The sequence below is a fragment of the Actinomadura spongiicola genome (assembly GCF_003432485.1).
Taxonomy (GTDB): Bacteria; Actinomycetota; Actinomycetes; order Streptosporangiales; family Streptosporangiaceae; genus Spirillospora; species Spirillospora spongiicola.
Window position 1 is genome coordinate 746789 of sequence record NZ_QVNQ01000001.1, and the last position, 11693, is coordinate 758481.

Sequence of the window (11693 nt, forward strand, 5' to 3'; positions counted from 1 at the left end):
ATGTCGCGGTAACCGGCCGGTCTATCGCTGATATGTCCAAACTGGGTGGTGAGAGGTGGACGTCGTGTACAGCTAGCGGCGGTAAGGCGCGGTGTGCGCAAGGGCGTCCCGGGCCTCCAGTGCGAGCCAGAGCTCGTGGCGCGCCGCCGCCGAGGCGATCGCCTTCCCGGTGAGCTTCTCCACCCGGTCGATCCGGTTGCGCACCGTGTGCCTGTGCACGCCGAGCCGCTCCGCCGCCGTGTCCCACACCCCGTTGGCGTCCAGCCACACCCGCAGCGTGGCGAGGATGTCGCCGCGCGGGTCGGCCGCGTCGATCGGGGCGAGCGTGGCGTCGGCGAACGCGGCCAGCACGTCCGGCGGACCGAGCGTGAGCAGCAGGCGCCCGACGCCGTGCTCCGTGGCCTCGGCGGGACGGCCGAGCCGCGCGCTCGCGCCGAGCAGCGAACGCGCCTGCCGCAGCGTGACCGCGGCGGTGCCCGGACCGAGAGCCGACCCGATGCCCGCCGGGCGGCCGGACGCGAAACGTCCCAGCACCCCGGCCACCTCGACCTCGTCGACCACCAGCGCCTCGACGACGTCGCCGTCGAACCGGACGAGACCGCCCGGCAACGCGAGCGACAGATCGGCCGCGAGATCCTCCGCCTCGCCGGGCGCGGCCCGGACGGCCAGACCGCGCAGCCTCCCGGTCGACACGTCCAGCGTGGCGAGCAGCCGCTCCGCCTGCTCGGCGGACATCCCGCCCGCCGTCAGCCTGCCCATCGCCGCCGTCCGCGCCCGCCGGTGCGGCTCCCGCGCCAGGTGCCGGCGCTCCAGCTCCAGTGTCAGCAGGGAGACCAGCGCCGCGTCGATCAGCCGGTGCCGTGCCTCCGCCGGACCCGACCCGGACGAGGAGGCCAGCAGGACATGGCCGCGCAGCCGCCGGGCGCCGATCGGCTGCACGCCCACAGTGAGGCCGCCCGCCGCGTCCACGACCGCGCTCCCCCGCAGCCCCCGCTCGGTGATCTCTTCGAGGACGGTGCGGGACGCGTCCAGCAGCCGCTCCGGGTCGGCGCCCACGGCGGCCAGCCGCCGGCCCAGGGCGTCGGTCACGACGGCGGCCCGTCCGGTCGCGTCCAGCCACACCTTGAGGACGCCGTCGAGACCGCTGCCCGACGCGGCGGCCACGGTCAGCCTGCGCTGCACGTCCGCGGTGTGCTCCAGCGCCCGCCGCTCCGCCGTGGCCCGCGCCGCGAAGACGGCCTTCGTGACGGCGATGAACGGCACCTGGTCGGGTACCGTGAGCAGTGGCAGGCCCGCCTCCTCCGCCGCCTCGACCAGCGTCGCGGGCGGCCGCCGGTGCGGCTGACCGTGGCCGAGCCCCAGCGCCAGGGCGCTGGCGCCGCCGTCCACCACGTCCCGGACGAACGCCCGGCAGGAGTCACGGTCGACCGGAAGCACCAGGCCCATCGTCATGAGCAGCTCGCCGCCCTGCAACCACTCGCCCGGCCGCAGCAGTTCCGACACATGGGCCGCCTCGATCACCCGGTGCCGCCCGCCCGCTCCCGCGACCAGGGACAGGTGCAGCTCCCGGACGGCGAGCAGATCCTCCACCGTGAACGGCATGGACACAGTGTCCATCATCACAGCGAAATTTTCGACACCGCGTAGATCGACCAGGTCAGGGAGCGTCACCTACTGTCGCCGCACTGGCCCGCCGGTGCAGCACCGTCCGGCCCACGGCACGCGCAAGCGGTAAGCGAGACAGCGCGCGAGACAGTACGGAGGACGTGCCATGATCGAGAATCAGTCTCCCGGCTCCATCCCCGCCGGGGAGGGCACGGCCGACGACGACGCACGCCTGCGGGAACTCGGGTACGAGCAGCGGCTCAGCCGGAGGCTCGGCGTGTTCGGCTCCGTCGCCATGGGCTTCGCGACGATCTCACCGGTGGTGGGCCTGTACGCGGTGGCCGTGGTCGGAACGGTCGTGGCGGGTCCCGCCTGGGTGTGGACGCTGCCCGTCTGCCTGCTCGGCCAGTGCCTGCTGCTGACCGTCTACTCCGAACTGGCGTCCCAGTTCCCCATCGCGGGCGGCCCCTACCAGTGGACCCGCAGGCTGATCGGTCCGTCCTACGCCTGGCTGACCGGGTGGGTGTCGCTGTGCGGCTACCTCGCCGCGAACACCACGATCGCCTACCTGTCCACGCCGTGGATCCTCGGCCTGTTCGAGATCACGCCGTCCCCGCGCCTCCAGGTCGCGGTCGCCGCCGCGTTCATCCTGGTGTGCTCGGTGGTGAACTCGTCCGGCATCGACGTGCTGCGCCGCGTCCTGAACGTCGGCATCGCCGCCGAGGCGCTCGCGTCGGTGGGCGTCGGCGTGGCGCTGCTGCTGGCGTTCCGGACCCAGCCCTGGTCGCTGCTCACCGACACCATGGGCGCGGAGGCCCTCTCGGGCGGGTCGGTGTTCGCGGCGATGCTGGCGGCGCTCGCCGTCGGGGGATGGGCGTTCATCGGCTTCGACGCCACCACGATGTCGTCGGAGGAGACCAGGAACGCGGCGCGCCACGTCCCCCGCGCCATCTGGTGGGCGCTGCTCAGCGTCGGCGGGCTGGTGATCCTCAACGCGTTCGCGACCGTCCTCGCCCACCCGGACCCCGCCGCGGTGGTGGCGGGCAAGGACGTCGATCCCGTGACGACGGCGGTCCTCACCTCGTTCGGCGACTGGTCGGCCAAGCCGTTCCTCTGCGTCGTGATCGTCGCGTTCCTCGCCTGCGGGCTCGCCGCGCAGGGCGCCAGCGCCCGCGCCGTGTACTCCGTCGCCCGGGACGGGGTCCTCCCCGCCGCGCGCTTCCTCAGCTCCGTCAACCGGAGGCACGCGCCGATCGGCGGGACGATCGCCGTGACCCTCGTCGGCTGGGCCGGTCTGCTGCTCGCCCTCGACAGCTCCGCCATCGGCAGCCTCATCACCTTCGGCACCGCCGGGCTGTACATGGTGTTCTTCCTGGTCGCGCTCGCCGCGCTGGTCAGCCGGGTGCGTGGGACGTGGACGCCCGCCGGGCACATCAGGCTGGGCACCGCCGGAACCGTCATCAACGCGCTCGCCGTCGTCTGGCTGGGCTTCCAGTTCGTCAACATCACCTGGCCGCGTACCGTGCTGGCGCCGCCCGGGGCACCGTGGTACCAGATCTGGGCCGCCCCGCTGGTGTCGGCCGGGGTGCTGATCCTCGGCCTGCTGTACCTGGTCATCGCCCGTCCCCAGGACAGGGTCCGCACCGGCAGCGCCTTCGCCACCCGTCCGGCGGAGGCGGCGCAGTGACCGTGGCCGATCTCGTCGTCCGCGACGCCACCGTCCACACCCTGGACCCGGCCCGGCCGGTCGCCGGCGCGCTGGCCGTGCGCGAAGGCCTGATCGTCGCGGTCGGTGACGCCCTCGACGTCCGTCCGCACATCGGGCCGCGCACGGAGGTCGTCGACGGTCGCGGGCTGGCCGTCACGCCCGGACTGGTCGACTCCCATCAGCACCCGCTGATGGGGGTGGCCGCCGGCCGGGGCGTCGACGCCGCCGGCGTCACCACGACGGCCGGGCTGCTCGACCTGCTCCGCCGGGCCGGGAAGCGGCTCCCCCCGGACGCCTGGATGATCGTCACGGGGGTCGAGTACGGCGCCGTCCCACCGCACGCCCTGCACCGACGGCTGATCGACGACGCCGTCGCCGGACGGCCCGCCTTCCTGTGGTTCGCCGACGCCCACAACGCCCTGATGAGCGGCGAGGGGCTGCGGCGGGCCGGGATCACCGGCCCGATCGACTTCGGTGACCGGGCCGAGATCGTGGTGGACGACCACGGCGTTCCCACGGGCCACCTCCACGAGCTGTCCGCCGTGCTGCACGGCTACGGCGCGGTTCCGCCGCCCGGCACCGCCGATCTCGCACGCGACCTGGCCCGGCTCCTGCGGGCCCAGGCCGCGGCGGGCATCACCGGCGTCCACGTCCCCGACCTGTGGCCCGGCACTCCGCGGGTGCTCGGCGCGCTCGACAGCGAGGACCGGCTGCCGGTCAGGGTCCTGCTCGCCCCCTGGGCCCTGCCCGGCGGCCTCGACGACACCCTCGACACCGTCCGTGACCTGCGCGAGGAGCGGGGCCGCCGGTGGCGGGTCGGCGCGGTGAAGTTCTTTCTTGACGGCACCGTCGACGGCGGCTCCGCCTGGCTGCACCGGCCCGACTGTTGCGGGGAGGGCACCCACCCGGTGTGGGACGACCCCGAGCGGTACGACGCCGCCGTCCGCCGCGTGGTCGAACTGGGCCTGCCCTGCTTCACCCACGCCATCGGCGACCGGGCCGTCACCCACGCCCTCGACGCCTACCGGCGCGCGGGGACACCGGACCGGGGTCGCCACCGGATCGAACACGCCGAGATCCTCGCCGAAGCCGACATCACCCGCTTCGCGGCCCTCGACGTCGTCGCGTCCATGCAGCCCACCCACCTCGACTGGACGCTGCCCGATCACACCGACAACTGGTCGCGGCGCCTGGGGCCGGGCCGCTGCCGGGACGGTTTTCGCTGCGCCGACATCGTCCGCGCCGGGGGCCGTGTCGCCCTCGGCTCCGACTGGCCCCTGGCCACCTACGACCCGCGCGTCGTCATGGCGGGCGCGGTGCTGCGTCGTCCGGCCGGTCGGCGGCATCGGGCCCCGGTGGGTGCGGAGCAGGCGCTCACCCCGGCACAGGCACTCGCCGGATATACGGCGTGGGCCGCGTACGGGGCGGGCGAGGAACGGTTCGCGGGGCGCGTCCGCGAGGGCTACCGGGCCGACCTCACCGTGTTCGGCGGGGACCCGCTCGCCACGCCGCCCGACGACCTTCCCGACGTGCCCGTGCTGCTGACGGTCGTCGACGGCCGGGTCGTCCATCGAAACTAAAGGGGGGTCCAGGGCAAAGTCGTGCCCGAACTCCAGCGCGCCCCTTTGCGGCCGAAGTGGGACGGGCGACTCCCGCTCGCCTTGTCGCCGGAAAGGCGCGAACGTGGCGGGCCGCATTGCTAGACTCCGCGCTTGATCGGGGAACAGGACGAAATGTGCCTGCCCACCGCCTGTGCGTCCGGGGCGTGGCCGCGGTGAAAGTCGCTACGGAGCTCGCCCATGGAGGCGCGATGGACGAGGACATCGACATCATGGCGGATGCCGAGGTCGCGGCGACGCTCCGGGAATTCGAGCGGGTGCTGGCGGCGCCGCTGGTCGACCTCGTCTCCGCGAAAGGACGGGCGGGCGTCGACCCGGGCCGGGTCCGCCGGTGGCGGTTACCGCGGGCCGACCGCGACGCGCTGCTCACCTGGGGGCTGCCGACCATGGACGATGGGCTCACCGAGGTCGATTTCCGGGACGCCGTTCCCGGCAGGCCCGAGTTTCCAGGTCGACACCTCTACGGGTTGCTGAGGTTCCGCAGCGGCGCCCAGGTCGTCGCGGAGGCGGACACGGGCGTCGTGTACCTGGTGCCGGGCCCGGTCGAGCTTCCGCTGGACGACCCGGAGTTCTGGACGCACAGTCCAGGCGTTCTTGAAATTCTCCGACAACACAATCCCGACTTCCCGTTAATGCCGGTGTCCCTCGCCAACTCGTCCGTCTCGCTCTTCGTGGACCTGTGCTGGCGGTTCGAGAGGGCCGCCGAGGCGCTGCGGAAACTGCCCACGGCCACGGCCGATCCATTCGAGGTCGCCTGCGCGCACGAACTGTTCGACCGTCTCGATGCCTTCGTGGAATATGTGAGATACGTTGATCCTCCCGCCGCCGAGGACGGCGCCTATTGGCCCGAAGTCATCGGAGGTTGGTGAGGGGAGGCGGGGTCGGTTCAGCCGCGTGGGGCGTACATGATGACGGCGACTCCGACCAGGCAGACCAGGGCGCCGATGACGTCCCACCGGTCGGGACGGAAACCGTCCGCGACCATTCCCCAGGCCAACGACCCGGCGACGAAAACACCGCCGTAGGCCGCGAGGATGCGGCCGAAATGGGCGTCGGGCTGAAGCGTCGCGACGAACCCGTAGAGGCCCAACGCCACCACACCCGCACCGACCCAGACAAGGCCGCGGTGCTCGCGAACGCCCTGCCACACCAGCCAGGCGCCACCGATCTCGGCGCACGCCGCCAGCACGAACAGGGCGATGGAGCGCAGTACCGTCATGCCGATCACCTTAGGAAACGCGGACCCGCGTCAGTCCGAGTCGCCCGCCGCGAGCATCGGGGTGAGGGTGACGCCGGGGTGCTCGCGCTCGACGGCCCGCAGCCGCCACTTGTCGACGAACACCGCGACGAGCGCGCCGTCCAGGGACCGGGTCAGCACCTCGACGCCGCGACGCCCGTTGAGGGTGTCGGCGGACTCCTTGTCGGTGATGCGCGCGGTCGAGTAGTCGAGCCGGTTCAGGGTGACCGGGGCGTTGAACTCGTCCGCCATCCGGGCGGCGAACACGTCGAACTGCAACGGCCCGACCGCGGCGAGCACGGGCGCCTGGTCGCCGCGCAGGTCGCTGCGCAGCACCTGCACGACCCCCTCGCTGTCGAGCTGGTCGATGCCGCGGCGGAACTGCTTGGCGCGGCCGTTGTCGGTGACCCGCGCGACCATGAAGTGCTCCGGGGCGAACGCCGGGATCGGCGGGAACGTCACCGGCGTCCTCGCGTAGAGGGTGTCGCCCACGGTCAGGCCGGTGGCGTTCGGCAGCCCGATCACGTCGCCGGGGTAGGCGGTGTCGAGGGTGGAGCGGTCACGTCCGAAGACCGTCTGCGCGTACTTGGTGGCCAGCGGACGTCCGGTCGGCGCGTGAACGAGCGACATGCCGCGTTCGAAGCGGCCCGAGCAGATCCGGATGAAGGCGAGCCGGTCGCGGTGCGCCCGGTCCATGCCCGCCTGCACCTTGAACACCTGCCCGGAGAACGGCGCCGTCACCGGACGTTCCCGGCCGTCGGCGTCCACGCGCGCCGACGGCGACGGCGCCAGCCGGCACACCGTCTCCAGCAGCGCGGACACCCCGAAGTTCGGCAGGGCCGCGCCGAACAGCACCGGGGTGCAGATCCCGGCGGCGTAGTCGTCCGGGTCGAGGGTCGCGCCGATCTCGTCCAGCAGCGCCAGCTCCTCCACCGCGTTCCGCCACGCGTCGCCCTCCTCGGCGGCGGCCCGGTCGGCCGGGACCCGTTCGGCGATCGCGCGGGTGGCGCCGCCGGGCGTGCGGCGGAACCGGGTGTAGGAGCGGTCGGCGCGGTCGATGAGGCCGCGGAAGTCGCCGGCGGTCCCGACCGGCCAGGTGAGCGGGGCCGGACGCAGGCCGATGCGCTGCTCGATCTCGTCCAGCAGTTCCAGGGGTTCGCGGCCGGGCCGGTCCCACTTGTTGACGAACGTGATGACGGGGACGCGGCGGTGGCGGCACACGTCGAAGAGTTTGAGGGTCTGCGCCTCCAGGCCCTTGGCCGAGTCCAGCAGCATGATCGCCGCGTCGACGGCGGCCAGGACCCGGTAGGTGTCCTCGGAGAAGTCGGCGTGGCCGGGGGTGTCGAGGAGATTCAGCAGCGCGCCGTCGAACTCGAACCGCAGCACCGAGGAGGTGATGGAGATGCCGCGTGCGCGTTCCATCTCCATCCAGTCGGACCGGACGCCGCCGCGCCCGGCCTTGCCGTGCACCGCTCCGGCGACCTCGATCGCCGCCGCGTGCAGCGCCAGCGCCTCGGTCAGCGTGGACTTGCCCGCGTCGGGGTGGCTGATCACCGCGAACGTCCGGCGCCGTGCCGCCTGTTCGGCGACGTCCTGCGGGGTGCCCGTCCCGGCGCTCACGGCGCCTCCTTCCTAACCTCACGTTAGAGTAGCTTCCCCCCGCCGGATCATCGCCCGGCCGGGGCGTCCCCCGCCGTCAAGACCCGCGATCGTCAGCGATCGAAGAACTCTTCCCTTACGGGAGGGTATTTTTCGCGTGCCGAGGCGCAGGGGGCCGAGCCGCGTATCCATCATCGATGTCCGCCGTCGAAGAATGAGGATCGGACCCCATGCGCGCACGCTACGAAGAACTCGACTGGTGTCCGACGCCCCTGGGCGCCGTCAGCCTGCGGCGGCGCCATGACCCGGTCGTGGACGTCGAAGTCTACGAGATCAAACTCGATGACGAGTTCCTGATGTCGAGCCTGTGGACGGCGGGAGAGATCGAGCTCGCCCGGCTCGGTCTGGCCGCCGCGCACGGCGAGGCCCTCGACGTCATGGTCGGCGGGCTCGGGCTCGGTTACACCGCCGACGCCGTGCTGGACGACACCCGCGTCCGCTCGCTGGTCGTGGTGGAGGCGATCGCCGAGGTCATCGAATGGCACCGGTCGCAGCTCGTGCCGCTCGGCGAGCGGTTGACGACCGACGAGCGCTGCCGGTTGACGCAGGGCGACTTCTTCGCCATGGCCTCGTCCTCCGAAGGGCCGGACCCTGAGGAGGAGGCCCGCTTCCACGCGATCCTCGTCGACATCGACCATTCGCCGCGCCACCTCCTCGACCCGCGCCACTCCTCGTTCTACCGGTCGGGGCCGCTGGGCCGCGTCGCCGCGCGACTCCACCCCGGCGGCGCCTTCGCGCTCTGGTCGAACGAGCCGCCCGACGACGACTTCACGGACGTGCTCGGTGACGTGTTCGACGAGGTCATCGCGCATGTCGTCGAGTTCCCCAACCCCTTCCAGGGCGGCACCGCGTCCAACACCGTGTACGTCGCGCGCACCGCGCACCGGTGACCGGACCGGCCCCACCGCGCCCCGTGACCGGAAATGGCAAGCTGGACGAACGAGCGGATCGAAAGGGAGCCGATGGGCGGCGGGCACATGCAGATCGGCGAGGTCGCGGACCGGACCGGCCTGAGCCTGCGCACCATCCGCCACTACGAGGAGGTCGGCCTCGCCCTCCCCACCGCGCGCTCCCAGGGCGGCTTCCGCCTCTACACCGACGACGACGTGGCGCGCCTGCTGGTCATCAAGCGGATGAAGCCGTTGGACTTCACGTTGGAGGAGATGCGCGACCTGCTGTCCGTTCTGGACGGGCTCCGGTCCGCCGACACCGGTGAGGCCGCCCGCGCCGACCTCGTGAAACGCCTCGCCGTCTACCGCTCGCTGGTCGAGGAGCGCTGCGCGAAGATCCGCGCCCGGCTGTCGGACGCCGAGCAGTTCTCCTCCGAACTGGCGGCGGAGCTGCGCGAACACCGCCGCTGACGCCGACGAGAGGGCACGGATGAACACCGCACCGGGCGTGGCGGAGCCACCCGTGCAGCCGAGGCGCTCGCCGCGGCCGTCGGCTCAGGGGGTGGCGTCTGAGCCGCGGGCGTTGCCCAGCCGGCGGCCCGTGACGAGTTCCGGGTGGATGACGATGTAGGTGTCGCGCGTGCCCGGCGCCCAACTGTCGAGGGGCAGGACCTCCAGCGCGGCGATCTCCCGGGGGTCGGTGGCGCGGCGGGCCTGGCCGACGACGACCACCGACCAGCCGGTCCGGGCCGCGGTGTCGATTTCGTCGATCTCGAAGGCGACGACGGTGTCGGCGGCGGCGGTCGCGAGTCTCGACGTCCGGGACGTCCGCACCACCAGATCGCCCCGGCTGAGGAGATAGTTGACCGGCTGGACGGCCGGAAGCGCCTGGTGGGTGAAGACGATCCGTCCGATCGTGGCGCGGCCGAGAAGGGCACGGCACTCGTCCCTGCTCAAGATCTCCAAGCCGCTCTGGTCCAGCTTCATCCTGCCAGCCTGACATGGTGGCGGCACGGAGCGTCAGGGACGAAGGTCCCCTTCGATATGACCCTGAGCGCGAACTCCGCCCGGGTGAGCTCCGCCCAGCACCGCGCCTTCGGCGAGACAAGTCCATTACGTCCGCTCAATGCCCTGTGGCCGACCTTCTCCGCGCCTGGACGCGGGCGGAGACTTCAGAGCGGTGCCGGGCGGTCATCGAATTCCCCTGTTGAGGCTGTCCGGCGCCGCAGTCGACCGACGACCGGAGGAAATGCGCGATGAAGATCGTACGTATCGCCACGGGCATCACCGTGGGCGCTCTTTCGTTGACCTTGGCCGCGGCCCCCGCGATGGCGGACCAGGGCACCCGCGTCACCGGGGACGGCACCCAGTCCCGGGACTGGGCCGCCACCAACGGTGACCGTGATTTGAGTACCGATGGCACCCGTGTGACCGGGGACCGTGACCTGGGCACGGACGGCACCCGTGTCACCGGTACTCGCGTGACCTGAGCGAACGGCCTCCCGACCGGGGGGAACGCTTAGTCAGGAGGGTTCGCGAACACGCTGTCCGTGGGATACCGCCGGGCCACGGCGGACGCGTGCTCGCGAACCAGAACATGGAAGCGGTAGCGGAACGGCACCGGTTCCATCAGCAGGTGGGCGTCCATGAGCCGGTCCAGCAGCCACCGCGCCCGCGCCGTGGGCGCCTCCAACAGAGTGGTGGCCGCGGCGATACCGAAATCACCGGACGTCTGCGACCCCAGCACCCTGTACGCGCGCCGCTGGTCGGCGGGGAGCCGCAGATACGACAGGTCCAGGGCCGCGGCGACGCTCTCCCCACCGGCCTGGAACCCGGTCGGCCCGTCCGTGTTCAACCGGTCCAGCAGATGGCGCGTGGTCCAGGTGGAATGCGTCCGGAGGCGCAGGGCGGCGACGCGGACGGCGAGCGGCAGCAGCCCGCACCGTTCGACGATGGCCGTCAGCACGTCCGCAGGCGCGTCTCCGATCCGGTCCGCCCCGGCCGTGCAGGTGAACAGGGTGACGGCGTCGTACACCGGTAGGACGTTCAGCGGCACGGTCCAAACGTGGTCCAGGCCGGAGATGCGGCGCCGACCGGTGACGATCGCCTGGGAGTTCCCGCCGCCGGGCAGCAGCGGGCGGACCTGCTCCTCCCCGGCCGCGTCGTCCAGGACGATCAGAACCCGGCGGTAGGCGAGGACGTCCCGGTACAGCGCGGCCCGGTCGTCCACGTGCCGGGGAACGCGGGCCTCGGGAACGCCGAGCGCACCCAGCAGCCGCGTGAGCACCGCGCCCGGGTCGACCGGGGCCGACTTCCGGGAGTGGCCGCGCAGGTCCACGAACAGCTGCCCGTCCGGGAACCGTGGCGCGAGCCGATGGGCGGCGTGCACGGCCAGCGCCGTCTTGCCGACTCCGGCCATGCCCTCGATGGAGATGGCCGCGCGCTGGCGTGCCTCCCCGTTCCGCGTCAGGCCAGCCAGCACACGCCCCCATTCCGTGGGCAGTTCCGCGCCGGCGGACGGCCGCCCCGGAACGTTCCGCGCCACGGGCAGGTCACGGCGTCCGCAGCCCTTCGGCGGAACCCTCGACGGGCCGCGCGAGGCGACGGCGAGTATCGCCCGTTCCTCGTCGGTCAGGCCGAGCGCCTCCGCCAGCAGCAGCGTCGACGTGGCGCGGGGCTTGCGTAGTTCCTGGTTCTCCAGTCGGCGGATGGTACGGACGTTGAGCCCGGCCCGGTCGGCCAGTTGCTCCTGGGTCAGGAGTGCCCTCTCCCGCCACCAGCGCAGCAGCGCCCCCAGGGACGGATCGGCGTCCGTTTCCGCCGGACGGGACGCGGTCGACGTCGGTTCACCGCTCTTCACTTGACGTGCTCCTCATGGCTCCCACGGCCCCCGGTGGGGTGATCACGATCAGCGAAGCCGTGTTCCGCCTGTTCGACCACGGGTCGGACGGAACCGAACGGAACGGAACGCCCGC

General features: G+C 72.5%; 11 protein-coding genes. 6 read left to right on the forward strand and 5 right to left on the reverse strand.

What is annotated here, in order from left to right:
• Positions 1-72 precede the first annotated feature (72 nt).
• Positions 73-1602, reverse strand: a complete 1530-nt coding sequence (locus D0T12_RS03530) for a PucR family transcriptional regulator (protein ID WP_117397765.1) — start codon at positions 1600-1602, stop codon at positions 73-75.
• Positions 1603-1771: 169 nt separating this feature from the next.
• On the opposite strand from D0T12_RS03530, the gene D0T12_RS03535 reads away from it, so the two are divergent.
• The 3 genes from D0T12_RS03535 (at position 1772) to D0T12_RS03545 (ending at position 5801) form a co-directional block, all read left to right on the forward strand.
• Positions 1772-3292: an APC family permease gene (locus tag D0T12_RS03535; RefSeq protein ID WP_117397766.1), complete on the forward strand. Its 1521-nt coding sequence runs from the start codon at positions 1772-1774 to the stop codon at positions 3290-3292.
• Positions 3289-4893: an amidohydrolase gene (locus tag D0T12_RS03540; RefSeq protein ID WP_117397767.1), complete on the forward strand. Its 1605-nt coding sequence runs from the start codon at positions 3289-3291 to the stop codon at positions 4891-4893. The genes D0T12_RS03535 and D0T12_RS03540 overlap by 4 nt, the downstream gene beginning before the upstream one ends.
• 230 nt (positions 4894-5123) lie before the next feature.
• A complete protein-coding gene (locus tag D0T12_RS03545) occupies positions 5124-5801 on the forward strand; it encodes an SUKH-4 family immunity protein (RefSeq protein ID WP_117397768.1) in 678 nt (225 codons plus the stop codon).
• Between the two features lie 17 nt (positions 5802-5818).
• On the opposite strand, the gene D0T12_RS03550 is transcribed toward D0T12_RS03545, so the two are convergent.
• Both D0T12_RS03550 and D0T12_RS03555 read right to left on the reverse strand, forming a co-directional pair.
• Positions 5819-6151 carry a YnfA family protein gene (locus D0T12_RS03550; protein ID WP_117398034.1) on the reverse strand — a complete coding sequence of 111 codons (333 nt, stop codon included), beginning with the start codon at positions 6149-6151 and terminating at the stop codon, positions 5819-5821.
• Between the two features lie 30 nt (positions 6152-6181).
• Entirely contained in the window at positions 6182-7789 is a 1608-nt protein-coding gene (locus D0T12_RS03555) for a peptide chain release factor 3 (protein ID WP_117397769.1), read from the reverse strand.
• A 209-nt stretch (positions 7790-7998) separates the two neighbouring features.
• On the opposite strand from D0T12_RS03555, the gene D0T12_RS03560 reads away from it, so the two are divergent.
• Positions 7999-8718 (forward strand): spermidine synthase family protein, encoded by a 720-nt coding sequence (locus tag D0T12_RS03560; protein WP_117397770.1) that lies wholly within the window; start codon positions 7999-8001, stop codon positions 8716-8718.
• A gap of 72 nt (positions 8719-8790) precedes the next feature.
• The gene (locus D0T12_RS03565) at positions 8791-9189 is read left to right on the forward strand and encodes a MerR family transcriptional regulator (RefSeq protein ID WP_117397771.1); all 399 of its coding nucleotides are present in this window, start codon (positions 8791-8793) and stop codon (positions 9187-9189) included.
• An 84-nt stretch (positions 9190-9273) separates the two neighbouring features.
• Here D0T12_RS03565 and D0T12_RS03570 read toward each other — a convergent pair whose 3' ends face one another.
• Entirely contained in the window at positions 9274-9705 is a 432-nt protein-coding gene (locus D0T12_RS03570; protein WP_117397772.1) for a pyridoxamine 5'-phosphate oxidase family protein, read from the reverse strand.
• Positions 9706-9974: 269 nt separating this feature from the next.
• Here D0T12_RS03570 and D0T12_RS03575 point away from each other — a divergent pair, with 269 nt between their 5' ends.
• Positions 9975-10208 (forward strand): hypothetical protein, encoded by a 234-nt coding sequence (locus D0T12_RS03575; protein WP_117397773.1) that lies wholly within the window; start codon positions 9975-9977, stop codon positions 10206-10208.
• A gap of 29 nt (positions 10209-10237) precedes the next feature.
• Here the strand turns inward: D0T12_RS03575 and D0T12_RS03580 are convergent, their stop codons facing one another.
• Positions 10238-11578 carry a helix-turn-helix domain-containing protein gene (locus D0T12_RS03580; protein ID WP_117397774.1) on the reverse strand — a complete coding sequence of 447 codons (1341 nt, stop codon included), beginning with the start codon at positions 11576-11578 and terminating at the stop codon, positions 10238-10240.
• Positions 11579-11693 lie beyond the last annotated feature (115 nt).

Bases quoted from the DNA above. Each gene is read 5' to 3' on its own strand.
- D0T12_RS03575 (WP_117397773.1), top strand. From the start codon at position 9,975: ATGAAGATCGTACGTATCGCCACGGGCATCACCGTGGGCGCTCTTTCG.
- D0T12_RS03530 (WP_117397765.1), bottom strand. From the start codon at position 1,602: ATGCCGTTCACGGTGGAGGATCTGCTCGCCGTCCGGGAGCTGCACCTG.
- D0T12_RS03550 (WP_117398034.1), bottom strand. From the start codon at position 6,151: ATGACGGTACTGCGCTCCATCGCCCTGTTCGTGCTGGCGGCGTGCGCC.
- D0T12_RS03570 (WP_117397772.1), bottom strand. From the start codon at position 9,705: ATGAAGCTGGACCAGAGCGGCTTGGAGATCTTGAGCAGGGACGAGTGC.
- D0T12_RS03545 (WP_117397768.1), top strand. From the start codon at position 5,124: ATGGACGAGGACATCGACATCATGGCGGATGCCGAGGTCGCGGCGACG.
- D0T12_RS03535 (WP_117397766.1), top strand. From the start codon at position 1,772: ATGATCGAGAATCAGTCTCCCGGCTCCATCCCCGCCGGGGAGGGCACG.
- D0T12_RS03560 (WP_117397770.1), top strand. From the start codon at position 7,999: ATGCGCGCACGCTACGAAGAACTCGACTGGTGTCCGACGCCCCTGGGC.
- D0T12_RS03565 (WP_117397771.1), top strand. From the start codon at position 8,791: ATGGGCGGCGGGCACATGCAGATCGGCGAGGTCGCGGACCGGACCGGC.